Source organism: Nocardiopsis valliformis DSM 45023 (genome assembly GCF_000340985.1).
Lineage (GTDB): Bacteria > Actinomycetota > Actinomycetes > Streptosporangiales > Streptosporangiaceae > Nocardiopsis > Nocardiopsis exhalans.
The window spans coordinates 83,831-108,411 of record NZ_ANAZ01000016.1 but is presented as its reverse complement, the minus strand read 5'-3'; the positions used below and the strand labels follow the sequence as shown (position 1 = coordinate 108,411).

The 24,581-nt window shown below is 68.2% G+C and carries 21 protein-coding genes; 8 read left to right on the top strand and 13 right to left on the bottom strand.

Features of this window, described 5'->3' with window-relative positions:
- Positions 1 to 53: 53 nt before the first annotated feature.
- From D457_RS0117630 to D457_RS0117615, 4 genes are all read right to left on the bottom strand, one after another.
- Positions 54 to 2,294, bottom strand: coding sequence for a dipeptide ABC transporter ATP-binding protein (locus D457_RS0117630; RefSeq protein WP_017582000.1), 2,241 nt, complete (start codon positions 2,292 to 2,294; stop codon positions 54 to 56).
- 15 nt (positions 2,295 to 2,309) lie between these two features.
- Positions 2,310 to 3,221, bottom strand: a complete 912-nt coding sequence (locus tag D457_RS0117625; protein WP_017581999.1) for an ABC transporter permease — start codon at positions 3,219 to 3,221, stop codon at positions 2,310 to 2,312.
- A 103-nt stretch (positions 3,222 to 3,324) separates the two neighbouring features.
- Positions 3,325 to 4,305, bottom strand: a complete 981-nt coding sequence (locus D457_RS0117620; RefSeq protein WP_017581998.1) for an ABC transporter permease — start codon at positions 4,303 to 4,305, stop codon at positions 3,325 to 3,327.
- A gap of 608 nt (positions 4,306 to 4,913) precedes the next feature.
- Positions 4,914 to 6,536, bottom strand: a complete 1,623-nt coding sequence (locus tag D457_RS0117615; protein ID WP_017581997.1) for a glycosyltransferase — start codon at positions 6,534 to 6,536, stop codon at positions 4,914 to 4,916.
- A 634-nt stretch (positions 6,537 to 7,170) separates the two neighbouring features.
- Between D457_RS0117615 and D457_RS0117610 the strand changes: the two genes are divergently transcribed.
- Positions 7,171 to 7,647, top strand: coding sequence for an ATP-binding protein (locus D457_RS0117610; protein WP_193374510.1), 477 nt, complete (start codon positions 7,171 to 7,173; stop codon positions 7,645 to 7,647).
- A 77-nt stretch (positions 7,648 to 7,724) separates the two neighbouring features.
- Here D457_RS0117610 and D457_RS36485 read toward each other — a convergent pair whose 3' ends face one another.
- Entirely contained in the window at positions 7,725 to 7,898 is a 174-nt protein-coding gene (locus D457_RS36485; RefSeq protein WP_017581995.1) for a hypothetical protein, read from the bottom strand.
- A 158-nt stretch (positions 7,899 to 8,056) separates the two neighbouring features.
- Here D457_RS36485 and D457_RS0117600 point away from each other — a divergent pair, with 158 nt between their 5' ends.
- Complete coding sequence (locus tag D457_RS0117600; RefSeq protein ID WP_017581994.1) at positions 8,057 to 8,419, top strand: hypothetical protein; 363 nt, start codon at positions 8,057 to 8,059, stop codon at positions 8,417 to 8,419.
- Between the two features lie 105 nt (positions 8,420 to 8,524).
- Here the strand turns inward: D457_RS0117600 and D457_RS0117595 are convergent, their stop codons facing one another.
- Positions 8,525 to 11,776, bottom strand: a complete 3,252-nt coding sequence (locus tag D457_RS0117595) for an efflux RND transporter permease subunit (RefSeq protein WP_039831394.1) — start codon at positions 11,774 to 11,776, stop codon at positions 8,525 to 8,527.
- 613 nt (positions 11,777 to 12,389) lie between these two features.
- Positions 12,390 to 12,743 (bottom strand): Cd(II)/Pb(II)-sensing metalloregulatory transcriptional regulator CmtR, encoded by a 354-nt coding sequence (gene cmtR / locus D457_RS0117590; RefSeq protein ID WP_193374509.1) that lies wholly within the window; start codon positions 12,741 to 12,743, stop codon positions 12,390 to 12,392.
- 111 nt (positions 12,744 to 12,854) lie between these two features.
- On the opposite strand from cmtR, the gene D457_RS0117585 reads away from it, so the two are divergent.
- From D457_RS0117585 to D457_RS0117565, 5 genes are all read left to right on the top strand, one after another.
- Entirely contained in the window at positions 12,855 to 13,766 is a 912-nt protein-coding gene (locus D457_RS0117585; protein ID WP_017581991.1) for a cation diffusion facilitator family transporter, read from the top strand.
- Between the two features lie 144 nt (positions 13,767 to 13,910).
- Positions 13,911 to 15,335, top strand: coding sequence for a TrkH family potassium uptake protein (locus tag D457_RS0117580; RefSeq protein WP_017581990.1), 1,425 nt, complete (start codon positions 13,911 to 13,913; stop codon positions 15,333 to 15,335).
- A 39-nt stretch (positions 15,336 to 15,374) separates the two neighbouring features.
- On the top strand, positions 15,375 to 16,046 hold the full coding sequence (locus D457_RS0117575; RefSeq protein WP_017581989.1) for a potassium channel family protein: 672 nt from the start codon (positions 15,375 to 15,377) through the stop codon (positions 16,044 to 16,046).
- A 139-nt stretch (positions 16,047 to 16,185) separates the two neighbouring features.
- Complete coding sequence (locus tag D457_RS0117570; protein WP_039831392.1) at positions 16,186 to 17,214, top strand: metal ABC transporter substrate-binding protein; 1,029 nt, start codon at positions 16,186 to 16,188, stop codon at positions 17,212 to 17,214.
- A 379-nt stretch (positions 17,215 to 17,593) separates the two neighbouring features.
- Positions 17,594 to 17,827, top strand: a complete 234-nt coding sequence (locus D457_RS0117565) for a DUF397 domain-containing protein (RefSeq protein ID WP_017581987.1) — start codon at positions 17,594 to 17,596, stop codon at positions 17,825 to 17,827.
- Positions 17,828 to 18,126: 299 nt separating this feature from the next.
- On the opposite strand, the gene D457_RS0117560 is transcribed toward D457_RS0117565, so the two are convergent.
- Both D457_RS0117560 and D457_RS0117555 read right to left on the bottom strand, forming a co-directional pair.
- A complete protein-coding gene (locus tag D457_RS0117560; protein ID WP_039831413.1) occupies positions 18,127 to 18,966 on the bottom strand; it encodes a helix-turn-helix domain-containing protein in 840 nt (279 codons plus the stop codon).
- A gap of 267 nt (positions 18,967 to 19,233) precedes the next feature.
- On the bottom strand, positions 19,234 to 19,731 hold the full coding sequence (locus D457_RS0117555) for an ATP-binding protein (RefSeq protein ID WP_017581985.1): 498 nt from the start codon (positions 19,729 to 19,731) through the stop codon (positions 19,234 to 19,236).
- 369 nt (positions 19,732 to 20,100) lie between these two features.
- Here D457_RS0117555 and D457_RS0117550 point away from each other — a divergent pair, with 369 nt between their 5' ends.
- Positions 20,101 to 20,859 (top strand): SDR family oxidoreductase, encoded by a 759-nt coding sequence (locus D457_RS0117550; protein WP_026116746.1) that lies wholly within the window; start codon positions 20,101 to 20,103, stop codon positions 20,857 to 20,859.
- Between the two features lie 397 nt (positions 20,860 to 21,256).
- On the opposite strand, the gene D457_RS0117545 is transcribed toward D457_RS0117550, so the two are convergent.
- From D457_RS0117545 to D457_RS0117530, 4 genes are all read right to left on the bottom strand, one after another.
- A complete protein-coding gene (locus D457_RS0117545) occupies positions 21,257 to 22,255 on the bottom strand; it encodes a serine hydrolase (protein ID WP_017581983.1) in 999 nt (332 codons plus the stop codon).
- 190 nt (positions 22,256 to 22,445) lie between these two features.
- Positions 22,446 to 23,108 carry an energy-coupling factor transporter transmembrane component T family protein gene (locus D457_RS0117540; protein WP_017581982.1) on the bottom strand — a complete coding sequence of 221 codons (663 nt, stop codon included), beginning with the start codon at positions 23,106 to 23,108 and terminating at the stop codon, positions 22,446 to 22,448.
- Positions 23,105 to 23,839, bottom strand: a complete 735-nt coding sequence (locus D457_RS0117535; RefSeq protein WP_017581981.1) for an energy-coupling factor ABC transporter ATP-binding protein — start codon at positions 23,837 to 23,839, stop codon at positions 23,105 to 23,107. Before D457_RS0117535 ends, D457_RS0117540 begins: the two co-directional genes overlap by 4 nt.
- Positions 23,839 to 24,510: a biotin transporter BioY gene (locus D457_RS0117530; protein ID WP_017581980.1), complete on the bottom strand. Its 672-nt coding sequence runs from the start codon at positions 24,508 to 24,510 to the stop codon at positions 23,839 to 23,841. Before D457_RS0117530 ends, D457_RS0117535 begins: the two co-directional genes overlap by 1 nt.
- Between the last annotated feature and the right edge of the window lie 71 nt (positions 24,511 to 24,581).

Below are 24,581 nucleotides of genomic sequence, written 5' to 3'. Positions count from 1 at the left end.
CACCAGTACGCGGGGTGGTACTGGCCTCGTGCCCGTGTCGGACCGCTGGTCGGTCAGAGGACGTCCTGTCGCTCAGCGAAGTGGCAGGCGGCCCCCTGGTCCCCGCCGTTGGTCGGCAGGATCTGCGGTTCGACGCTCATGCACTGCTCCTGGTCGGACTCCGAGAGAGTGATGAACTTCTGGCACCTGGTCCGGAACCTGCACCCCGAAGGCGGATTGGCAGGGCTGGGCAGGTCGCCGTCCAAGACGATGTGCGTGCGCGCGCGTTCCTTCTCGGGGTCGGGGATCGGGATCGCGGACAGCAGGGCCTGGGTGTAGGGGTGGGCGGGTCGGGTGTAGATCGACGTGGTGTCGCCGATCTCCACGATCCGGCCCAGGTACATGACCGCCACCCGGTCGGCGATATGCCGGACCACGGAGAGGTCGTGTGCCACGAACAGGTAGGCGAGGCCGAGCTTGGCCTGGAGCTCCTCGAGCAGGTTGACCACGCCCGCCTGGATGGACACGTCCAGGGCCGAGACCGGTTCGTCGAGCACGAGCATCTTCGGTTCCAGGGCCAGGGCGCGGGCGATGCCGATGCGCTGCCGCTGGCCTCCGGAGAACTCCGACGGGAACCGGGTGGCGTGTTCGGCGTTGAGGCCGACCAGCCGGATGAGTTCGTAGACGCGTGCGGTGACCTCGGTGGTCGGGAAGCCGTGGGTGCGCAGGGGCTCGGCGATGATGTCGAAGACCGGCATGCGCGGGTCCAGGGAGCTCATCGGGTCCTGGAACACGATCTGCATGTCGCGGCGCAGGTCGAAGCGCTCCCGTTTGCCGAGCTTCTCGGTTCCCCGGCCCATGACCTCGATTGATCCGCGCTGGGGCCGGTCCAGGGCCATGATCTCCATGAGGGTGGAGGATTTGCCGCAGCCGGACTCGCCGACCAGGGCGAGGGTCTCGCCCTCACGGATGTCGAAGCTGACCCCGTCGACCGCGTACACCGTGCCGACGCGGCGCTTGAAGATGGCGCCCTTCATCAGCGGGTGGTGCTTGATGAGGTCGTCGACCCGGAGCATCTCCGCACGGTCCTCGCGGCGGACGGCCCAGGCCTGCGTCTCGGGGATCTCGGGCACCGGGTAGATGTCCCGGGCGGTCCACTGGTTGGCGTCGATCTCACCCGAGCGGATGCAGGCGACGCGGCGTACACCGGTGTCCTGGACCGAGTGCTGCCCCGGCTCGGACCCACTGGAGGGGGCCTCGCCGGCTTCCTCGCCGGATACCTCGACGGGTGTCCTGGCGCGCAGATCCTCGGCGGAGGGCTGCGCCCCGATGGTGAGCAGCTCCGGTTCGGCGAGGTCGCACTCGGGCTGTGCGATGGGGCAGCGCGGGGCGAACGGGCAGCCGGGCGGCAGGTCGCTCAACGAGGGCGGGTTGCCCTTGATCGGGACCAGGGCGCCCTGCCGTTCCAGGTCCATGCGGGGCACCGCCCCGAGCAGGCCCATCGTGTAGGGCATCCGGCTGCCGTAGTAGATCTCGTCGACGCTGCCGATCTCGACGGGGCGTCCCGCGTACATGACCAGGACCCTGTCGACGAAACCGGCGACGACGCCGAGGTCGTGGGTGATCATGACGATCGCGGCGCCGGTCTCGGCCTGGGCGGTACGCAGCAGGTCCAGGATCTGCGCCTGGATGGTCACGTCCAGGGCGGTGGTCGGTTCGTCGCAGATGATGACGTCGGGGTTGTTGGCCATGGCCATGGCGATCATGACGCGCTGACGCATACCGCCGGAGAACTCGTGCGGGAAGGAGCGGTAGCGGTCCTTCGCGTTGGGGATCCCCACGAGCTCGAGCAGTTCGACGGCGCGGGCGTGCGCCTTGGCCTTGCCCGCCCTGGGGTCGTGGACCAGGACGGCCTCGGCGAGCTGGTCTCCGACCGTGTACACGGGGGTGAGCCCGGACAGAGGGTCCTGGAAGACCATGGAGATGACCTTGCCGCGCTTCCTGGCCATGGTCCGGTCGTCCAGGCCGAGGATCTGTTCTCCGTGCAGGCGCACGGAGCCGGTGATCTCGGCGTGGTCGGGCAGCAGACCCATCGCGGCCATCGACGAGACGGACTTGCCGGAGCCGGACTCGCCGACGATGCCCAGCACCTCGCCCCGGTGGACGGCGTAGCTGACCCCGCGCACGGCGTGCACGTCGGGGTTGCCGCCGAGCCCCCGGAAGGTGACGTTGAGGTCGGTGACCTCCAGGACCGGGGTCTTCGGCGTCGGTTCGTCCGTGTGGCCCTCGGTGGCCTCGATCGTGTTGGTGCTCATGTGTGTGGCCCTCCCCTAGGACCGACGCGACTTGGAGTGCGGGTCGAGGACGTCGCGCAGTCCGTCCCCGATCATGTTCACGGCCAGGACCAGGACGACCAGCAGGATCGTCGGGAACAGGAAGACCCAGGGCGCGGTGGTGGCGTAGGGGGCTCCGGCCGCGATGACGACGCCGAGGCTGACGTCCGGGGGCTGGACGCCCAGGCCGAAGTAGCTCAGCGCGGTCTCGCCGATGATCGCGGTGCTGACCATGATGGTGGCGTCCGCGATGAGCAGGGACGACATGTTCGGCAGGATGTGCCGGAGGATGATCTTGTGGGAGGGCACGCCCATGAAGCGGGCCGCGTGGATGTACTCGCGTTCCCTGAGCGAGATGGTCAGGCCGCGAACCATCTTGGAGGTGACCATCCAGCTGAAGGCGGCGAGCAGGATGACCAGGATGAGCCAACCGCCCTGGCCGGCGAAGTGGCTGGACAGGATCGCCAGGATGACGAAGCTGGGCAGGACCAATGCCAGGTCCGCGATCCACATCAGGGTGCGGTCGGTGAAGCCGCCGAAGTAACCGGCGAACGCCCCGACGAGCGCCGCGATGACGGTGGATCCGATAGCGACCAGGAAGCCGATGAGCAGGGACTTCTGCAGGCCCGCGGTGGCACGGGTGAAGATGTCCTGGCCGGTGTGGTTGGTGCCGAACCAGTGGTCGGGTGAGATGCCCTGCAGGCGTGCGGTGAAGTCGCGTTCGCTGACTCCCCAGCCACTGATAACGGGGCCGAGAAAGGCCAGGGCGGTCAGAAGACCGATCAGGACGAGGCCGACGATGACCCGTCGGGTCCGCAGGAGCTGGCTCAGGATGTCCCTGGCCCGGTTGGGTGCCGGCGGCGCCGCGGGGGCCTCCTGGGTGTGCGTGCTCTCTTCGGTCGTGCTCATGACGTGGTCTCCAGCCGGGCAGCCGCGACGGTACGCGGAGGGTACGGGGTGGTTCGGGGCGCGGTGCTTCCCGCGACCGCGGGAACGGGGGTGTGCGTCATGGTCACACCCGCACTCTCGGGTCGAGCCAGGCGTAGAGGATGTCGGAGAGGAAGGACGCGGCCATGATGGTGATCGCCATGAACCAGGAGACGGCGGCGACCACGTGGACGTCCTGCCTGGCGATGGAGTCGATGAGCCAGGCGCCCATGCCGTGCCAGCCGTAGATCTTCTCGGTGAAGGTCGCTCCGGAGACCAGGGCACCGAAGGTGAAGGTGAAGTAGGTGATGGTGGGGATCAGGGCCGTGCGCAGGGCGTGCTTGAACAGGGCCTTGCGCCGGGTCAGTCCCTTGGCCATGGCCGTCCGCACGAAGTCGGCGCCGAGCACGTCCAGCATCATGTTGCGCTGGTAGCGGGAGAAGGCCGCGAACAGGGCGACCGTCAGCACGAGTGTGGGCAACAGCGCGTGGTAGACCCGGTTGAGCAGGAGCTCGTACCACTCCCCCCGGATTCCGGCGGTGTACTCGCCGGAGTACCTCAGGAACTGGAATCCGAGGAGGTCGTTGATGCTGACAGCGCCGACCTGGACCACGATCGCGATGACGACGGTGGGGACGGACAGGACGAAGAAGGAGGCCGCGGTGGCCGCCTTGTCGAAGGCCCGGTACTGGCGGATGGCGGCGTAGGCGCCGACCGCGATGCCGAGGAAGCTGCCGAGGATGGTGGCGACGGTGATCAGGCGCAGGGTGACGCCCGCCTTCATCCACATCTGGGAGGCGACGTCACCACCCTGGATGGTCTTGCCGAAGTCACCGGTGAAGACACCGCTGATCCAGGTCGCGTACCTCTGGGCGATGGGGGTCTCGTCGTTGAGGTTCAGCGCGTCGAGCTGGGCGTTGACCGCCTCGGGTGACGGGGGTGGCTGCATCTGCTCGAAGTACCCACGCGGGTACAGGTTCGTCGCGGCGAGCACGTAGGCGAAACTCGTTGCGAGCAGGATCAGCACAACGTAGTTCAGCAGCCGCCTGGCCAGGAACTTGCCCAAAACTATCTCCGAACCTCACAGCCGAGCCCGGCGCTTGATCTGTCGTGATCTGTTGTGAGTCGCCGGCACGGGGAGTGACGAGGAGAAGGCAAGGCAAACATGCCCCGAACGGTTAGCCCGAGTTAGCGCACATGCTCAACCGACACCACGAGGATTACCCCCAGTGACCACTGAAACACACTGACTTCCGGTTCACGTTCAGTGACCGGATTGTCAAGAGTCTGGACGACGACTAGACACTTGACGGTAACTGACACATCAAGAAAGAACAACGGTGCCAATAATGGCAGCAAGTTCGCGCAAAATTGTCAAAGGTTTCACATTCAGCAACCAGGTCGTTGCAGTGCGCCACAAAAGCCCGCTGACCTGCGCAAACTCCCATTCGAGAACGGCGGAAGGTAAACGTCGTTTACGAAAAACCGGCCCTCCTGGCGATTCGTCATCTCACGCGCGACAGCTGGCAACGCACCTGAAACAAAGTTTCGTTCCATGGCGCCCAAAGCCGCAGTTGACCGACGTCGCGTTACACCGGGTCACCAAAACCGCTGAGGCGGGCGGTCGGGGTTCCCCTCAGCACAACCGGATGCCATGACCCTGGGTGACAGTCATTAACGTTCACTTACCACGGCCAGTGATCCCGGCTTATCGGCAAGGCCTTCCGCACCCCCTGCCACCTGCGAGGATTGCAGTGACGTGGACAACACCGGCGGGCGTCCACGCGGTACCAGCGGAGCCGCGGAACCGACCCGGGCCATGCCCCACCACGTCCCCAGCGAACGGGCCGCGTCACCGGCGACCGACAGGCCGGTCCACACCACCGGACCCACCGGGGCCGCACCGTGACGGCGCCGCCAGGACAACAGGTGCGGAACGGTCAGCACGGCGGCCGCGGCCAGCGCCCGCCGCCCGGGCCACCCGGGTCCGGGCCTGGCCCCGGACCTGATCCCCGGCCTGGCCCCCGGCCTGATACCGGCCACGGCTCCGCCCGCGGCCACCGCCGCCACCACCGGCCACCAGCTCGTCCGCGCGACCCGCGCCGCGGTGCGCGCCGTGTGCACCAGCTCCACCGCCACCGGTCGCAGGGCGTCCACCGCCGGGACGCCGGCCCCGTTGATGAGTCCGCGAACCCTCAACGCTCCCCCGGCCGCGCACACCGCCAGTCCGGTCAGGGGCCGGCCGGCCAACGCCAGGCCCAGACCGGCCGCGCCGGACAGGGACAGCTCCGGCCCGGCCGCCCGCCGCCCGTGCCGCCTGGCCAGCGGCCCCGCGGCGGCCCCGGCGTCGAATCGGGCACGCAGGTAGGAACCGATACCGGTGGGCATCACGGCGTACACCCGTGAGCGGGGTTCGTACCGCACCGACCAGCCTTCCCCGGCCAGCCGCCACAGCAGATCCACCTCCGCCGCGGCGCCCAGTGAGGGATCGGAGTCGGCGGTACCGCGCCGGACGAACAGCGTGCGGACCGGCTCCAGGGGTTCGACCGAGGCATGTTCGTTGGGTGGGGCGGGCTGTCCGAGGCCGTGGTGGCCTTGACCCCAGGGCAGGATCGGCGCGGGGTCGGCCCCGCGGTCGGCGTGCAAGGCGTTCAGCGCGGAGACGGTCATCCCGCGGGGGCCACAGCGCGTCCGCGCGGCCAGGACCCGGGGCACCACGGCCGCGACGTCGGGGTCGGTGAAATGGCCCAGGGCGGCCTCGAGCCAGCCCGGGCCGGGAAGGGTGTCGGCGTCCAGCAGCGCGATGATCTCAGCGTCGCAGGCCTTGAGCGCCGCCGCTCGGGCCTGGGCCCCGGTCATCGGCCCGTCCACGGACGTGCTCACCACCCGCAGACCGCGTTCGCGGGCCACCCGGGCGGCGAGCCCGACAGCGCCGACCACGACCAGCCGCAGGTACGGGTACTCGTCCGCGATCAGGTCCAGGACGGTTTCCAGCTCGGAGTGGTGCCCCGACCCGACCACGGCGACCTCGACGTCGGGGCCCGGGGCAGTGGGCGCCGGACGCGGATGGGCCAGACCGGCCTCCACCAGCACCCGCGCGAGCTGACGTTCCCGGTGGCGGCCGAGGGCGGCCCCGCTGAGCCAGCGGATGACAGCGCTGACGCCCTGGGGAGGAAGCCGGAGGGCACGGGGAGGTGAGCCGCCGACGAGGACGTGGCCCTCGTCGGTGAGCCGGACGGCGCGGTCGATCTCGACGCCGAGGCCCATGGGCATCGGAGCGGGGGTGGGCGAGGCCATGCCACATACCCTGTCGGGTGATCCACACCACGCGCAAGACCGAACCAAGTAGCAAAATTCAGGCGTGCTTCACCAAATCGTTATTCTTTACGGGAACGCCTCAAGGGCGCGTATCCCCGCCGATATCCAGCCCCAATCAGGCTCCCCAGCTTGTTAAACACCCCCTTTACCCAGCTCAGGCAGGGTTACCCTGTCCGGACCAGGTCGACCGGGTCGCCAAGGAGGCACGGAGCGTATGCTGAGCGCGAGTAGGCCCTTCAGTGTCGTAGGGCACACCCCACACCAGACATGACCATCCGCCACGGCCAACCCTCAGGCCACGCCACCGTTCAGTGTGAAGCCCCGCGGCTTCTCCCCCACCGCGTGCCGCCACCCTCGTACCGCACCCCCAGCGATACCGAGCCGTGTCCCTCCCTGCCCCAGGGGGCTTCGCCCCGTGTGTCCACCTCGCGCCGTGACCCGTTTCGGGCATGGACGCTTCGAGGGCCAGGCGCCAATTCAGCCCTGTCCTCGAACACACTTCCCCGGGGAGTGAACCCACTTGCATGAGACCGCAGCCTCTCGTTCAGCGCCTTCGCATCCGCCCCAGACGACGTCGGCACCTCTCCACCGTCCCCAACGTCCGGCGAATTCCATGGAAGAGTCCAGCAGCACATACCGACCCAGCGGGGCACCGCTTCCGGTGCCACGTCCGGCACGCAGACGTTTTCCCGGTCTGCCCAGCCAGATCGCCTACGCACGCAGATTCGTCGCCCGTCAGCTGGCGACATCACCGGAACTGACCACCGCGACGCTGTTGACCAGCGAGCTCGCCACCAACGCCGTCACCCACAGCGCTTCGGGCCATGACACCGGGAAGTTCGAGGTGTGCGTACAGCACGCGCCGGGGTGGGCCCGCGTGGAGGTGCGGGACCTCGGCAACATGACGGAGGCCCCTCAACCCCAGCACCGGGACCCCTATGACACGGCCGAACACGGCCGGGGTCTGGATCTGGTCGAGGCGCTCTCCAGCAAATGGGGTACCGAACCACGCCGCGACGGGCGGGGCCGCCAGGTGTGGTTCGAACTTGTTTGGGACGGCGACGACCGGGAATCCGACCAGCCCGGTTGAGAGCCGATCGTGTTCTGGAGCGCCTTGCTGCCGGTCGTGAGGTCCGTGCGTCGCCGTACTGGGGACGTGGTTGGTTCTTACTCCTCGGAGGGAGCGGTGGTCTCGGCGGTGGAGGCGGAGGCGGTAGTGTCCGCGGCGGGTAGCTTGTAACGCTCGTAGAGCTCACGCGCGTAGTCCTTCGCCTCCTGGGACGGCTCGTCACCGAGCTCGTCACGGACGAGGTCTTCCAGGCTCTTCTTCGAATCATCCATGTGAGGAAGCCTGCCTGGACTGCGCGGATAGCACAAATCGACATCCCGGTGACACAGAGGAAGGGCCCGGAAACCCCTGTTTCACAGCCCTTTCCGAGTATCTCGCCCACCCCCGCGCCCGGGCGTGTCACTACTGCCGACCCGATGGGAAAGCGACGATGCGACCAATCCACAGCGGACGAACACCCCTCCTCATCGCGCCCGCGCTCGCACTGACCGCGACGCTGCCGCTGATGTTCCTCACCGGCCAACCCGGCGCGGTGGCGCTCTGGGGCGGCCTGGCCACCCTCGTGGCGGCGGTCCCCCTCGCGGTACCGCCGCACTACCTGCGTCCGGCGGTGTGGATGTGCGCCGCCCTGGTGACGGTGTTGGTGGTCATCACCGGCGCGTCGATCGGGTTCTTCTACTCCCCCGTCGTGCTCGCCCTCCCCCTGGCCTTCTTCTTCACCCGTACTCCGGCTGTGCGGCCCGGACCCCGCCGAGAGGATCCGGCACAGAACCCGGTGCGGGACAGGCACTGACCTCCTCAGTGCCCCCTGAGTACCTCCTGAACCGCCGGCACGGCGAAGGGCGCCCCGCGCGGAAACGTCCGGTGCGGGGCGCCCTCTCTCATGCGGTTGTGGGGCCTACTTGTTGGCGTGCTCCTCGGCGGGCTCCTCGGAGTCGGCGCCGTCCTTCTTCTCCGGGGCCTCTCCGGCCTCGCCCTCGGCGGTGCTGCCGTTGCTGGCGGCCTTGGCCTGGGCCCTGGCCCGGAGCTTGGCGCGGCGGCGCTCGTAGCGGGCGGCCGCCTTGGCCTCGCGCCTGTGGCGGCGCACCTCCACCAGCTGGTAGAGGACCGGGACCAGGATCAGGGTGAGCAGGGTCGAGGTGACCAGACCGCCGATCACCACGAGGGCGACGGGGGCGGAGATGAACGCTCCTCCGCCTGCCAGCCCTGTGGCCATCGGGAGCAGCGCGGCGATGGTACCGGCAGCTGTCATCAGGATGGGGCGCAGACGGTGCCTGGCTCCCTCCACGATGGCCTGGCTGAGTTCCATCCCCTTCTTCTGGTTCTGGTTGATCAGGTCCATCAGCACGATGGCGTTGGTGATCACGATGCCGATGAGCATCACCATGCCGATCAGGGCCGCGGCGCCGATCGGGGTGCCGGTCAGCATCAGCAGGCCCAGCGAACCGGTGGCGGCGAACGGGACCGAGATGAGCAGCATGAGCGGCTGCATCAGGCTCTTGAACGTCGCGACCATGATCAGGTAGCAGATGATGATCGCGGCGAGCAGCGCCAGACCCAGCTGGGCGAAGCCCTCGGTCTGGTCCTGGCTGACCCCGCCGAGGCTGGCGGTGGCGCCCGAGGGCAGGTCCATGCCGTCCAGGGCCGTGGTGATCTCCATGCTGACCGCGCCGAGGTCGGAGGCGGTCGGGTTGGCCGACACCGTGGTGCTGGTGACGCCGTCGATGCGGGTGAGCTCCGGCGGTTGCTGGACCTCGGTGACCTCGGCGACCTCGCCGAGTTCGATCTCCTGCCCGGCGGGCGTGAAGATCGGCAGTTCCTCGAGCTCGGCCACGGTCTGCGGGGCGTCCTGGACCAGGACGACGACGTCGCGGCGGATGTCGTCGATGGTGGCGTTGCCGACGCTCTGGCCGTTGAAGGCCGTGGCGACCGTCTGGCCGACCATCGCCTCGTTGAGACCGAACTCGGCAGCCTCCTCAGCGTCGACGTGTACCTCGAGCGCGGGCTGCGAAGCGGAGATGTCGCTGGTGACGTCGTCCGCGCCGTCGATCCCGCGCAGCTCGTCCTCGATCATCCCGGCCGCCTCGGCCAGGGTCGCCTGGTCCTCGGCGGTCACGCGGACCTCGATGCCGGCTCCGCCCATGCCGCCGGTGGAGTCCAGACGGGGCTCGTACTCGGTGTCGAGGTCGGCGAAGGTGTCGCGCAGGACGTCGCGGTTGCGGAGCTGGTCGGTGTCGGGATCGGCGGTGATCGTGTAGTCGATCCGGTCGCCGCCTCCGCGCACCAGCGGGCTGCCGCCGATGTTGACCTGGTAGGTGTCGATCCAGGCCATCCCGGCCAGGGCTTCCTCGACCTTGACGGCCTCGGCGTCCGCGGCCTCCAGGGACATGCCCGGATCGAGCTCCTGGATGACCGTGTAGGTGTTCTCCTCGGCCTCGCCCAGCCAGTCCGTCTCGGAGTTGGCGGCCATCGCGAGGGTGCCGACGAAGATGAGCACCGACGCGGCCAGGGTGAGGACCGTGGCGGTCTTCCGCTTGGTGGTGATCCAGCGGATGACCGGCAGGTAGGCGCGCTGGAGCGGAGCACGCATCTCGCGCTGACGGGCCTTGCGCTGGACCTCCTCGCGGGTGGCGTCGCCGACCTCGGCGGGCCGCAGGAACCAGTAGCACAGGACCGGGGTGATGGTCAGGGCGACGAGCAGCGAACCCCCGAGGGCGAGGCTGCTGGTCACGGCGAACGGCATGAAGATCTCACCGACCATGCCGCCGACGAAGGCCAGCGGCAGGAACACGGCGATGGTGGCCAGGGAGGAGGAGACCACGGCGGTGGCGACCTCGCGGACACCGTCCTTGGCGGCGGTCATCCGTTCCTTGCCGTAGTCCATGTGTCTGCGGATGTTCTCCAGCACCACGATGGAGTCGTCCACCACCCGGCCGATCGCGATGGTGATCGCCGCCAGGGTGAGCAGGTTCAGGGTGAACCCGAAGGCCTGGATACCGATGAAGGCCACCAGGACCGACACCGGGATGGACACCGCCACCACCAGGGTGGAGCGGATGGAGAGCATGAAGACCAGGATCACGATGACCGCCGCGGCCAGACCGTAACCGCCGGCCTCGAACATGTCGGTGATCGAGTCGTTGATGAAGGGCGCCTGGTCGAAGACGACGGACAGGTTGATGTCGTCGCCGAGCAGGTCGGACCGCTCGTCGAGCACGTCCTGGACCCCGTCGGAGATCTCGACGGTGTTGCCGTCGGGGGTCGCCATGACCATGAGCGCGACGCTGGGGTTTCCGTCCAGGCGCGCGATGGAGGAGGAGTCCTCGGTCACCATCTCGACGTCGGCGACCTCGGAGAGCTGGACCGGGGAGGGCGCCGGGGCGGGCGGGGCACCGGGCATGGCGGCCGACTGGTCGACGCCCTGCGAGGGCTGCACCCACACGTCCTCGATCTGATCGAGGGTGGTGAGCTGGTCACCGGTGGTGACGCTCAGGCTGCGGCCGTCCTCGTCGATGGTGCCGCCGGCCATGAGCAGGCCGCTGGACTCCAGCGCGTCAGAGACGTCCTGAGTGGTGACCCCGGCGTCGGCTAGCTCGTCCTCGTCCGGGGTGACCTCGACCCGCTGGTCGGGGACTCCGATCAGGTTGGCCGAGCGGACGCCCGGGACCGACTCCAGCTCGGGGATGAGGACGTTCTCGATCGAGGAGGCCATCGCCTGCTGATCGCCGTTCTCGCTGCTGGCGGCCAGCATCATCACCGGCATCGTGTCCGTGCTCATGGCCATGACGGAGGTGGTGACGCCGTCGGGGAGCATCCCGGAGATCTGGTCGACGGCGACCTGGGTCTCGCGGACCAGGGCGTCCTGGTCGCGGCCGTAGTCGAACTCCGCCATGATCTGCGCCGAGCCGGTACTGGAGGTGGAGGAGATCGTGTTGATGCCCTCCACCCCCTGGAGGGCCTGCTCGAGGGGTTCGGTGACCTGTCCCTCGACCACCTGGGGGGTCGCGCCGTTGTACTGGCCGGTGACCATCACCATCGGGAGGGAGAACTCGGGGAAGAGCTCGCGCTTGGACGACACCGCGGCGAGCACGCCGAAGAGCAGGACGGCCAAGGTGATGAGGAGGACCAGCGCCCGGTTTCCGAGCGACATGACCGATAGCCGGTTCACGCGTTCGTCCCTTCCGCCTGGTGGGCGAAGGACCCGGGAAGGGGGCGCTCCGCGCCGAGGGCCGTCGAGGCCTGTCTGGACATGAGAGGTTCTCGCTCCTAGCTCGCCGTGTGTGGGACGGCCGGACCGGGATGTGCGGCGTTCGTCGTCGAGCGCGCACTCACTGGCTCGGTCTCGGTGCCGATCCGCGAGGTCGTGGTGGGGGGATACAAGGTGTTCATCCGCGTGGTGCGGGGCCCTGTCGAAGGTCGCGCATCCGCCGGGCGCACCACTCACCATACGTCGCGTTATATCGGAAGTTGAGCTGACCCGGCCCGGTTCAGGGATCTCTCAGGGACATGTCAGCCTTCTGTCAGGGTTCCACCCGACCAAAGTCAGGGACGCTCTCCTGAAGTCGGAGATTCCCCCGGCTGAGGTGGGCCTTCACGCCCCCGAAGCAGCCATGGCCCGTAACGGACATCACATGGCTGATTCCGGCCATCCGAGAAGTGAGACCGGGGGCCGTGGGCCCCGGGTTCCAGCGGTGGCTTCGGACCGGCGCGGCGCGGTGACTCGGGCAGTCGGGGCCTGTTCCCCTGGTTACCCCCCCCGAGGATTACTTCCGGGGCTCGGCGGGATGGGCTTCGGAGGACTGGGATCCCAAGGGATCGTGGGGCTGCGTGGCGCCCCAGACAACACCGAGCAGATCCTCGAGGGCATGGGCGAGGGAGGCGTCGACGAGTTCGTAGCTGACCTGGCGGCCGCGGGCCTGGGTGCGGACCAGGCCGCAGTCGCGCAGGCAGGCGAGGTGGTTGGAGACGTTCTGCCTGGTGAGTTCGAGGCGGTCGGCGAGCCCGGCCGGGTAGTCCGGACCCTCCAGCAGGGCGAGCAGGAGACGGCACCGAGTGGGGTCGGACAGGGCGCGGCCCAGGCGCTGGATCGCGGAGAGACGCTGCTCTGAGGTCAACATGAAAATCATTGTACATCGTTTGCTGTATAGACAGCCCTCGCTGTATAAACAGTAAAGGCTGAACTATTGCTCACGGTGCCGTCGCTGCACCCAGAACCGAGGAGGGAACCCATGGGCGCGGGACACGACCACGGCCCGATCACCGCCGGGGCCGCCAACAGCAAGAAGCTGGCGCTGGTGCTGGGCATGATGCTCGTCGTCGCTGCCGTCCAGGTCGCCGGAGCCGCCTTCAGCGGCAGCCTGGCCCTGCTCGCCGACGCCGGGCACACCGTGACCGACTCCTTTGGGGTCGCCCTGGCGCTGGCCGCGGTGTGGATCGCCGCCCGGCCCGCCACCAGCAAACGCACCTTCGGATTCCAAAGAGCCGAGATCCTCGCCGCCGCGGTCAACGCGATCGTGCTCTTCGCGCTGTGCGCCTTCATCGTGGTGGAGGCCGTCGACCGGCTCCGTGAACCCGCCGCGGTCTCCGGGCTCGGGATGGTGGTCGTCGCGGCCTTCGGCCTGGTGATGAACATCGTGGCGCTGCTCATCCTGCGCTCAGGGGCCAAGGAGAGCCTCAACGTCAAGGGCGCCTACCTGGAGGTGATGAGCGACGCGCTGGCCTCTGTTGGTGTCATCACGGGCGGTCTGATCGTGTGGCTCACCGGCTGGCAGCAGGCGGACACCCTGGTCTCACTGGGTATCGCCGCGATTATCGTGCCCCGCGCGTGGTCGCTGCTGAAGGAGGCCGTGCACATCCTGTTGGAGGCCACCCCCAAGGGGATGGACCTGAACCAGGTCCGCGAACACCTCATGGGCCACCCGGCGGTGATCGACGTGCACGACCTGCACGCCTGGACCATCACGTCCGGGGTCCCGGTGATGTCCGCGCACGTGGTGGTCGCCGAGGAGGACCTGCGCGACAGCGGGAGGATGCTCGACGAACTGCACGAGTGCCTGACCGGGCACTTCGACGTGGAGCACTCCACTCTCCAGCTGGAGCCGCCGGGCCACGCCGACCACGAAGGGGCCCGACACCCCTGAGTCCGGGCGCGGCCGAGCGTCAGCTCGGCGGTCCCTTTCATCTGGCAGAATTGCGCGGGTTGTGTGAAACCCCAGCTAGTGACGACAGGTGAGCACGGGATCATGTGGTGGAAATCCACCGCGCCCAGGCAGTCGAGGACCCGGGTGTTGGTGGCAGTACTCGAACGGGTGAGATCCCTCTGGATCAACGCCCGGGTCCCCCTCGGCAGGCGCAAGGACCTGCCTCCCCTGCAGAAGCACCGCACCACGTGGGGCAAGCCAGCCCGAGCCTTCCTGCTGATGTTCGTGCTGGTCGACCTCCTGGGTGCTGGGCTCCTCATGACGCCTGCCGCGACGAGCGGTGAGGAGCAGCTGACCTTCGTCGAGGCGACCTTCACCTCAACCACCTCACTCGCCGTGTGCGGGCTCACGGTGATCTCCATCGGCCACGACCTGTCGCTCTTCGGCCAGCTCGTGGTGCTCGCGCTCATCCAGGTGGGCGGGATCGGCATCATGACGCTGGCCTCGCTCCTGGGCGCCGCCCTCATCCACCGCTTCAGCCTGCGTATGCAGCTCAACGTGCAGGCGGAGAACCGGGCCCAGGCGGTCGGGGACGTCCGCAGCCTCGTGGGCCGGGTCGTCATCGTCTGCCTCACGATCGAGGCCGTGGTCTTCCTGATCATCACGCCGCGGATGTGGTTGGGCCACGGCCTGGAGCTGGGAGATGCCCTCTACTCCGGACTCTTCCACTCCGTCTCCGCGTTCAACAACGCGGGACTGTCCCTGTACGACGACAGCCTCAGCCAGTTCTCAGGCGACGGGATCATCCTGTTCACGGTGGCGATGGCCGTGATCCTCGGCGGGATCGGTTTTCCCGTTCTGCTGGAGATGCGCCACCACTGGCGGACCCCGCAGCAATGGGGGCTGCACACCAAGATCACCGTCATCACCAGCGGCCTGCTCTTCGGTGTGACCGCGTTCCTGATCATCCTCATGGAGTGGAACAACCCGAGGACCCTCGGTGAACTGCACTGGTGGGCCAAGATCTCCGACGGCTTCTTCCACGGGGTCATGCCGCGCAGCGGCGGCTTCAACGTCACCGAGACCGGCGCGATGTACGACTCCACGCTGTTCCTGACGATCATGATGATGTTCGTGGGCAACGGCAGCGCGGGAACCGCGGGCGGGATCAAGGTGGCGACGCTCGCCGTGCTCTTCCTCGTGGTGTGGTCCGAGGCCAGAGCCCACACCCGCGTACACGTGTTCGGCCGCAGGCTCGCCCCGGACGTGATCCGCCAGTCGCTGAGCCTGACCTTCCTATCGATGACCGTGGTGGCGTTCACCACGGTCTTCTTCCTGCATACCACCCCGTTCACCTTCATGCAGACGCTCTTCGAGGTGGTGTCCGCTGTGGGCGTGGTCGGCCTCTCCACCGGAATCACCGCCGACCTGGAGCCCTGGGCCCAACTGACGCTCTCGTTCCTCATGATCGCGGGGCGCATCGGCCCGGTCACCTTCGCGACAGCGCTGGCCTTCCGCGAGCGCAAACGCCGTTACGACCTGCCCGAAGCCCGCCCGATGATCGGCTGAGGCCGATCCCGCACACGAGGTAGTAAGAGGTAACAACTAGTGCCGCAAGACAACAAGCTCTCAGACAAACGCATCCTGGTCATCGGGCTCGGCCGGTTCGGCAGCTCGCTGGCCCTGGAGCTGGTCCACCACGGCTGGGAGGTCCTGGGAGTGGACTCCAGCCCCCGTGTCGTCCAGATCTTCGGGGAATCGCTGACCCATACCGTGATCGCCGACTCCACCGACGACGAGGCCCTGCGACAGATCGGCGCGGCCCAGTTCAGCAGGGCCGTGGTCGCCATCGGGACCCATCTGGAGGAGAGCATCCTCACCACCTCGCAGCTGGTCGACCTGGGGGTCAAGGACATCTGGGCCAAGGCCACCAGCCGACGGCACGGCCGGATCCTCGAACAGGTCGGCGCCCACCACGTCGTCCTGCCCGAACACGACATGGGCGAGCGGGTGGCCCACCTGGTGTCCGGGCGCATGCTCGACTACGTGGAGCTGGAGGAGGGGTTCTCGCTGATCAAGACCAAGGCCCCCCAGACCCTGATCGGACGCTCCCTCAGGGAGACGAAGGTCAGGCAGCGGTTCGGGATCACCGTGGTGTCGGTGAAACGGGTGGGGGCGTCCTTCACCTACGCGACGGAGGAGACCGTGCTGCACAAGGGAGACGTGATCGTGGTGGCCGGTCGCACGAAGGACGTGGAGCGGTTCGCCGAGAGCAGCTAACCGAGCCGGGGCGCAAGCGGTCAGGGCGGTGCCGGACAGGTGCCGGGGTCGGACCTCTCGCCCCTTCCGGGCAGGTCAGGGCAGCACGGACAAAGTAGATAAATTGACAACCGTTTTCATTATCCCGATGATGGGGGTCATGAGAACTCCCATCGTGCGAGCTGCCGCCCTCGGGGCAGCCACACTCATGATCGCCGCCGGCTGCGGAACCGACGAAGAAATGGCCGATGACGCCGCGACCCCGCCCGCCGAGGCGGCCCTGACCCTCGTCACCGGCGTCTACCCCCTGGAGTGGCTGGCCCAGGAGATCGGCGGGGACAGCGTCGCCGTCGTCCAGCTCACCGAGCCGGGCGCCGAGCCGCACGACCTGGAGTTGACCGGCCGACAGATCGCCGAGGTCAGCGAGGCCGATATCGCCTTCTACGTCGAGGGCCTCCAGCCCGCCGTGGACGAGGCCGTCGACCAGGAGGCCGCCGAGACCGCGCTCAACGTCGCCGACATCGTCGAGCTCCGTCCCGCGGCGGGTGCGCACGGGCACGATGAGGACGACGACCACGACCACGGCCATGACCACGACCACGACCACGGCCATGAGGACGAGGACGACGAGCACGCCGAGGAGGACGGGCACGACCACGACCACGGCGACTACGACCCGCACTTCTGGCTGGACGTCGAGCTCATGACGGAGACCGCCGAGGCCCTGGCCGAGCGGATGGGCGAGGTCAACCCGGACGGCGCCGACCAGTACCAGGAGGGCGCCGAGCGCGTCGCCGCCGAGCTCGCCACCATCGGCGAGGCCTACGAGAGCGGCCTGGCCTCCTGCGAGCACCGCGAGGTGGTCGTGGGGCACACCGCCTTCACCTACCTCACCGAACAGTACGGCCTGGAGCAGATCGGGGTCAGCGGGGTGGACCCCGACACCGAGCCCTCCCCCGCGCAGATCGCGGCGATCACCGACATCGTCAATGAGCGCGACATCAGCACGATCTTCACCGAGCCACTAATGCCCGCCGCCACCGCGGACACCATCGCCGCCGAGACTGGCGCCCAGGTGGAGGTGCTCGACCCGCTGGAGGGCGTGACCGACCAGTCGCCCGGTGACGACTACCCTTCGATCATGCTCGGCAACCTCGACGCGCTGTCCACAGCGCTCGCCTGCGAATAACACCAGACCTCCAGGACGCTCCAGGCCCCCGGCCTCCCGGAAAAGACATTCGGAGAGTGCTTTCGGGACCAGTGTCACCTTCGGCCCCAGGCCCCGCCGGAACCCCCGGCGGGGTCTTTCGCTACCACAGGGAATTCGGCACGGAGTACTTTTCGGGAGAACGGTTCTGAGATCGTCATACCATCCCTGACCTGCAAGGACAGGGGGGTGGACCGACAGTCGGGCCGCACTCCGATTACATGCCGCTTACATCCTTCGAAACTCCCGGACAAGTGGCCATGGTCACGCTATGCTCGTGAGAGTGACAGTGCTGATGCACGTGCATCTGTCAGTGCATCGGCACGCACATCCCCTCAGAGAACTCAAGGAGCTAGCAGAAATGACCGCACACAACGGCATCCGCGCAACCGAACTGACCGAGGCCGCCTGGCAGAAGGCCAAGCGCAGCAACTCGCAGGGCGCCTGCGTCGAGATGGCCCGCCTGAACGACGGTTCGATCGCGGTACGCAACTCGCGCTTCCCGACCGGCCCGGCTCTGGTCTACACCCAGGAGGAGATCGACTGCCTCATCCTGGGCGCCAAGGACGGCGACTTCGACAACCTGCTGGGCTAGTGTCCGACGGACACGCCCTGGGGCGTGTTGCGCGCCCCGTATCGCGGAACACCCACTGGCCACCCCCCACACCCGGTTGACGCGCCCTCGGGCGGTACGTCGTCCGCGGCCTGGTAAGCCACACTCTTGCTCTCTCCCAGGCCGCAGGGGGTTTCCCAACAGGAGGGGCTCCGTCCGCCGCTGACGGGGCCCTTCACTCTGCGTACACCCCCACACGAAAACAGCGCCGGTCAGGGTTCACGGCGCCGCTTCTGGGGTGTCTGGGCGGGTCTGTGCTCAGGCTCTTCCCGCGTTCCCGCTCAGCCCTCTTCGAGGTCCTTGAGCATGTCCTTGAGCATGGAGAGGGTTTCGTCGGGAGTGGCCGCCGAGACGCTGAGCCTGGTCATGGCTTTGCTGTAGATCTCGACCTCGGTCGGCTTGTCCATGACCTCACCGTCGGTGAGCCGCTCGATCCAGACGATGTCGGTGAGTGTGTGGTCGTCGTAGCGCAGGACGGTGAAGGAACCGGCCTCCGCGGCGTGCGCGCCCACCTCGAAGGGGACGATCTGCAACGTGACGTTCTTGTAGTTCTCGCACAGGTGGATCAGGTGGCGCAGCTGGCCGGGCATGATCTCCGGGCCGCGTTCCCGACCTCCGATGGGCCGGCGCACGGCCGCCTCGTCGAGGATGACCCAGATGCGCTTACTGACGTCCTCGAGGTGCTTCTGTCTGGTGAGTCTGGCCTGGAGGCGCTGCTCGACCACCGGGTCCGGCTCGGATCCGCCCGAGATGATCTCACGGGCGTACCCCTCGGTCTGCAGCAGACCGGGGATGAACTGGGACTCGTAAATGCGGATCTGGTCGGCGGCCTCCTCGAAGCCCACGTAGCGGATGAACCACTTGGGCAGGAAGTCGCCGTACTCCTTCCACCATCCGGGCCGGTTGGATTCCGACACCGCTTCCCGGAATTCCGCCAGGACCTTGGGGTCCGTGACGTTGTACAACTCCAGGAGGTCCTCGATATCACGGGGCTTGAAACCGACCCGGCCGAGTTCCATCCGGCTGATCTTGGACGCGGAAGCGCGAATCCTCTCCCCTGCGGCCTCACGTGTGATGCCGCCGCGCTCCCGAAACATCCTCAGCTTCGCCCCGAGGAGCACACGGCGCACGGTGGGGCCACGCCCCTGCCGCAATTGAGCGATATCCACCTTCGCCGCCTCTCTGTACATTCTCCGAACAAGGGTATCGGGTCGCCCGGCCCCATTGCCGCGCGTTCAGGACACTACACGTACACGGTATAGCCAGCGCCTCGTTCCGCCCACGGATCGATACCGCTCATCCCTCCGGCGCCCAGGACCGCCGGGCAGGATGCCCCACCGGGGCCCTTCGTCCAGACGGCGCCCGAGAACGGGCTCCCTGTCATCGACTCACACGAATTGCGCCCAAACGAACTTTCCGCCGGACGGCGTGGGAATCACACCCCACTCTCGCGCGAAAGCGCTCACCAGGGCAAGCCCTCGGCCGCCCTCCATGGTCGGATCGGCTTCCCTTCTCCGGGGCAAGCGATCTCCGCCATCACGAACGGCACAGATAAATTCACTACCGCTCCGCATCAGGGAGAGCTGAATACCGGGCTCATCCTGCCTTGTCAAGACCAGAGGTCCGCCATGCCGCACCGCATTGGTGACCAATTCGGAAACAACCACCGCGACATCACCGGACAAGTACTCCATCTCCCATTCGAGGAGTAGAGCCGCGGAAATCTCGCGGGCGGCGGACACCGCCATGGGACGGGGTTCGAAGGTCCACGTGACGGCGTCGTGCCGGTCACCGCAGACCGGTGTGTTCCAGCGGCGCGAGCTGTGGGTCAAGACCCTGAGCCACCAGGCACCGGCAGGCTTCGCCACCGCCTCCACACACTCCATGCCCTTCACTCCTCACTGAGGCCGCGCACTCCGGTCCACCGTCGAACGGGTCTCACGGCGTCGAACGGTGTCGCGCGGTGCCGAACAACCTCGAACGGCGGAAAGCTCGTGCTGGTGCACGGTCCGAATGCACGTGCATCTCGGTCTAGACGGCAATCGTAAGCCACCGTTCGACAAAGTGCAGGCAAACGGGGACACGAACCCGAAAGGTTTGCCGGGCCGCAGGTGAGAGGTATCGCCGAGCTGCCGCGAAAGCGTTACCCGAGCGTTTCGAAAGTGCTCCGCAACCACCCCCCGGGCACGTACCGACCGGTAGGCATGCGGATAGGATTCCCTCGCGCCCACCACGTGAATTATGGAGGTAACACCATGTCCCCAACGCCTCGTGTGGCGATCGTGACCGGCGCGGCCCGCGGTATCGGTGCCGGGGTCGCCGAGCGTCTGGCCCGTGAGGGCCGCTCGGTGGCCGTGCTGGACCTGAAGGAGTCCGACGCCCAGGAGGTCGTGGACCGCATCACGGCCGATGGCGGCAAGGCCGTCGCGGTGGGCTGTGACGTCTCCGACGCCGACCAGGTGACCGCCGCCGTCGACACCGTGGCCGAGCGGCTCGGCCCGCCCGCCATCCTCGTGAACAACGCGGGGGTGCTGCGCGACAACCTCCTGTTCAAGATGTCCGCCGACGACTGGGACACCGTCATGAGCGTCCACCTGCGTGGTTCGTTCCTGATGAGCAAGGCCGCCCAGGCCCACATGACCGAAGCCAAGTGGGGCCGAATCGTGAACCTGTCCAGCTCCTCGGCGCTGGGCAACCGTGGCCAGGCCAACTACTCGGCCGCCAAGGCGGGTCTGCAGGGCTTCACCAAGACCCTCGCGATTGAGCTGGGCAAGTTCGGCATCACCTGCAACGCGGTCGCCCCCGGGTTCATCGAGACCGCGATGACCCGTGCCACCGCGGAGCGGATCGGCATCAAGTACGAGGACATGAAGGCCTTCAAGACCTCGGAGATCCCGGTCCAGCGGGTCGGCTACCCGGAGGACATCGCCAACGCCGTCGCGTTCTTCACCGGCGAGGACGCCGGGTTCGTGTCCGGTCAGGTCCTGTACGTCGCCGGCGGTCCTCTGGACTAACGGCCCCCGGGCTTGGCTGCCCGCCCTGGCGGCACAGCGAGCGGTGCCCCGTCGGAGTTCTCCGATGGGGCACCGCCGTGTAAGAGGCCGCGGACGGGGTGGCCGGTTCCGGCCACCCCGTCGGCTACCGGTGGCCTGTCCTGTGCTTCTAAAACCCTCATATCCCCGATGATCTTGCTACCAGAAGCAAGTTCGGCGCCGAACTTGCTTCTGGTAGCAAGATCATCTTCGAAAAGGGGACCGGAACCCTCCCGAGGAGGATCCGCGCCCCCTTAGCCGCCGTTCCGCCAGCGAGAACGGCCGGCCGCGACACGGCCGGGCGTGGTGGTGTGCGGGCCCAGGGGTGCTGTAGGCCCGGCCCCTGGCACCTCGTGAGCCGGCGCACCCCATCAACGATCTAGCGGGCGGTGACGGTGGTGTCGTGGGAGCCGGGGCCCTCAGAGGTGTCGGGGGCCTCGATGGCCGCGGTGACCTCGGTGACCAGCAGCTCCAGGAGGGCGACGCCCGAGGTGTAGTCGGGGTTGCCGTCGGACAGGACCGCCACGAGGTACTCCTGGTCGGGTCCGCTGACGTACCCGACGCTGTTGACGTTCCACAGGCCGCCGTTGGAGGACCTCGGGGTCCAGCCGTTCTTGAGCCCTACGGTGTCCCCGGACGCGGCCGCCGCGGACACGCCCCAGGCCTGCTCGGGCGCCACGCTCTCCATGAGTTCGCGGACGTGGGCGCGGTCTTCCGGAGAGAGCGGGCTTTCGTCGGTATACAGGGCACGCAGCAGGCGGACCTGGTCGGCGGGGGTGGTCATGGTGGACCCCCAGCTGCCGCCCGGGTGGGGTTCGGTACCGGTGAACCCGAGGTTGCCCGCGTGGCGGACGAATCCGTCGGTGAAGCCCAACCGGGAGTAGAGCTCGTCGGCCACGGAGTTGTCGCTGTACCGGATCATCTGTTCGGCCTGGGCGCGCTCGCCGACGGTGAGTTCGCGGCCCTCCTCCTCGGCCTGCATGAGGAGCATGGTGAGGACGGTCAGCTTGGCCACGCTCGCGGTGAGGAACCGGTGGTGCGGGTTGTAGCTGTAGGTCGTCCCGGTGCGCAGGTCCTGGACCGCGATCCCGAAGTGCGCTCCGTGTTCGGCGTCGATGGCCGCGATCCGCGCGGTGAGGGCGGCCCGCTCGTCCGGGGGCAGTGCGCTTCCGCCCTCCGCCGGGGCGGTGACCGGGGCGAAGGGCGGAAGCGTCAGATGGGCCCGGGCGGACAGCTGGTTGAGGAGCGCCGTGTCAGGGGTCAGGGTGGCGTCGTTCGCGGAGAGCGCCCCGGGCAGGGCCAGGGCCATGATGAGGGCGACGAGGGTGGCCGTCGTGACGGACCAGACCCGTCGGTCGGCGGAGGGACGCCGGTTCACAAGATCACCGGTTCGCTTTGCACCTTGGGGGATGTTCTGTGCCGGTTATTATCCCCAGATACTTCGCGGAAATCACCGGTCCGATACTGAATCGGTATCGCTCTTCTCGGATGGGCTTACAGCTGTGTTTCAGGGGAATGCCAGCACAAACGGAACGTTCGTGGGGTCGGTTCGGCCCGTGGGTGCTGGCTCAGTCCCGGGAGGTGCGGGTGTCCGCGGGGGTCCGGATGTCCTCGCGAGTGGAGGTGTCCTCGTCGATCCCCCGGGCCATGAGCGCCTCGCCGGTGGCGTCGGCCATCCGGAGCAGCTGGACGATCACCGGTACCACGAGCAGGTGCGGGCGGCCGGAGAGGCCACGGGCGCGGTAGCCCTCGCGGGCGGCCTGCCAGGCGGTGGCGACCATCGGGATGGAGCGGATGGTCAGGGCGAGGACCAGGGCGACCCGGTCGGGGTTGACCCCCACCCGGCGCAGCGGCCGGGCGAGGCGTTCGAAGAGGTCGAGCATCTCGCGCACGCGCGTGGTGAGGGTGACGGCGTTGGCGAGCAGGACGAGTGCGGCGAGCTGGGCACAGAGCCGGACGCCTTCCTCCCAGGCGCCCACGAACAGGGTCTGGAACACCCCGATGGCCAGGAGGAACGGCCACAGGACGCGCAGCACACCGAGGGCCCGGCGCGGGTGCAGGCCCACGGCCGGGTACAAGATCAGGCTCACGGCGAGGGCACCCAGGGCCGCCCAGAGGTTGGCGGCGATCAGCAGTGCGGCACCGATGACCAGCAGTGCGAGGAGTTTGGGTGCGGCGGCGATCCGGTGCAGCGGCCCGGTACCAGGGACGTACAGCCCGATCACGCTCACGGGGCCGCTCCGGGTTCGGAGTCGTGGACGGCGTCGGCCCCCGGTTCCAGGGGCTGGCTGTCCATGAGCTCGGTGTAGAAGGACACCGCGTCGGCGGGGGCGCCGTCGAAGGCCACCCGGCCGTCGTTCATGACCAGGACCCGGTCGAAACCGGCGAGCAGGTCGAGGTCGTGGGTGAAGAGGAGGACCTGCTGGTCGAGCCCGTCCAGGGTGCGGTGGACCATGCGGGTGTTGCGCAGGTCGAGCAGGGTGGTGGGTTCGTCGCAGACCAGGACCTCGGGCTCGGTGACCAGGACCGAGGCGAGTGCGAGGAGCTGTTTCTGACCGCCGGAGAGCAGGTGTCCGGGGTGGTCGCGGTGGTCGGCGAGGCCGTAGCGCTCCAGGACCGCGTCGACCCGCCGAGCGGTCTCGGCCCGGCCCAGGCGCAGGGAGCGCAGCCCGATCTCCACATCCTCGACGACCGTCGGCATGATGATCTGGTTGGCGGCGTCAGAGAAGACGAAACCGACGCGGCGCCGGATGTGCTTGGCGTGTCGCCGGGTGTCCCACTCCCCCAGCGACACACGGCCCCGGTCCGGGAGGACGAGTCCGTTGAGGGTGCGGGCGAGCGTGGACTTGCCCGATCCGTTGGCCCCGATCACGCCGATGCGGTGTTCGGCGAGGTCGAGGCTGATGTCGCGCAGGACGGCGCGGCTTTCGTAGGAGTGGGAGACCCCCTCGAGGCGGAGCATCAGGCTTTCTTCTCCCGCGAGGTGTCGGTGTCGTCGGCGTCGCGGGCTTCTGCGGCGTCGGCGCTCTCGTCCGCGATAGGGCGGCCCGCGGGCGGGATCGGGTAGGCGCGGAAGACGGCGCTGGCGATGGCGGCGGTGGCCACGGCCTTGACGATGTCGCCGGGGAGGAAGACCGCCATGGACAGGAGCGAGGCGAGGACGGCGTCACCGAGGACCACGGCCATCCAGGGGACGCCGATGGCGTAGATGACGATGATGCCGCCGAGTGCGTTGATGACCAGGCCCTGCCAGAAGCTGTACTTGCCCTTGCGGACCATGAGGTCGGTGAGCAGGCCGATGACCAGGGCGGCGAAGATCCAGCTGACGATGAACCCGGCGGAGGGCCCGGCCAGGACCGCGAGCCCGCCCCGGCCGCCCGCGAAGAGGGGCAGCCCGGCCAGGCCGAGGGCGAGGAAGGTGGCCACGGCGAGGCTGCCGCGCTTCCAGCCCAGGAGACTGGGGGCGAGCATGATGCCCAGGGTCTGGAGGGTGATGGGCACCGGGGAGAACGGGATGGGGATGGCGACGGTGACGCTGAGCGCGGCGATGAGCGCGGCGAACACGGCGACGAGTGCGAGGTCGCGCGAGGTCAGGCCCCGATAGCGGACGTGGGCCGTCACGGTGGTGGGCATGCGTGGTTCCCCTCGGGGAGGTGTAGAGAGCGGATCACCGTCCATTGTCCGATATGAGGGGTGCCTGATCA

Excerpts from the sequence above, each read along its gene's own strand:
- D457_RS36485 (WP_017581995.1), bottom strand. The coding sequence starts at position 7,898 with ATGGATGATTCGAAGAAGAGCCTGGAAGACCTCGTCCGTGACGAGCTC.
- D457_RS0117555 (WP_017581985.1), bottom strand. The coding sequence starts at position 19,731 with ATGGAGTGTGTGGAGGCGGTGGCGAAGCCTGCCGGTGCCTGGTGGCTC.
- D457_RS0117600 (WP_017581994.1), top strand. The coding sequence starts at position 8,057 with ATGCGACCAATCCACAGCGGACGAACACCCCTCCTCATCGCGCCCGCG.
- D457_RS0117585 (WP_017581991.1), top strand. The coding sequence starts at position 12,855 with ATGGGCGCGGGACACGACCACGGCCCGATCACCGCCGGGGCCGCCAAC.
- D457_RS0117565 (WP_017581987.1), top strand. The coding sequence starts at position 17,594 with ATGACCGCACACAACGGCATCCGCGCAACCGAACTGACCGAGGCCGCC.
- D457_RS0117570 (WP_039831392.1), top strand. The coding sequence starts at position 16,186 with ATGAGAACTCCCATCGTGCGAGCTGCCGCCCTCGGGGCAGCCACACTC.
- D457_RS0117625 (WP_017581999.1), bottom strand. The coding sequence starts at position 3,221 with ATGAGCACGACCGAAGAGAGCACGCACACCCAGGAGGCCCCCGCGGCG.
- cmtR (WP_193374509.1), bottom strand. The coding sequence starts at position 12,743 with ATGTTGACCTCAGAGCAGCGTCTCTCCGCGATCCAGCGCCTGGGCCGC.
- D457_RS0117630 (WP_017582000.1), bottom strand. The coding sequence starts at position 2,294 with ATGAGCACCAACACGATCGAGGCCACCGAGGGCCACACGGACGAACCG.
- D457_RS0117595 (WP_039831394.1), bottom strand. The coding sequence starts at position 11,776 with ATGTCGCTCGGAAACCGGGCGCTGGTCCTCCTCATCACCTTGGCCGTC.
- D457_RS0117610 (WP_193374510.1), top strand. The coding sequence starts at position 7,171 with ATGGAAGAGTCCAGCAGCACATACCGACCCAGCGGGGCACCGCTTCCG.
- D457_RS0117530 (WP_017581980.1), bottom strand. The coding sequence starts at position 24,510 with ATGCCCACCACCGTGACGGCCCACGTCCGCTATCGGGGCCTGACCTCG.
- D457_RS0117550 (WP_026116746.1), top strand. The coding sequence starts at position 20,101 with ATGTCCCCAACGCCTCGTGTGGCGATCGTGACCGGCGCGGCCCGCGGT.
- D457_RS0117615 (WP_017581997.1), bottom strand. The coding sequence starts at position 6,536 with ATGGCCTCGCCCACCCCCGCTCCGATGCCCATGGGCCTCGGCGTCGAG.
- D457_RS0117535 (WP_017581981.1), bottom strand. The coding sequence starts at position 23,839 with ATGCTCCGCCTCGAGGGGGTCTCCCACTCCTACGAAAGCCGCGCCGTC.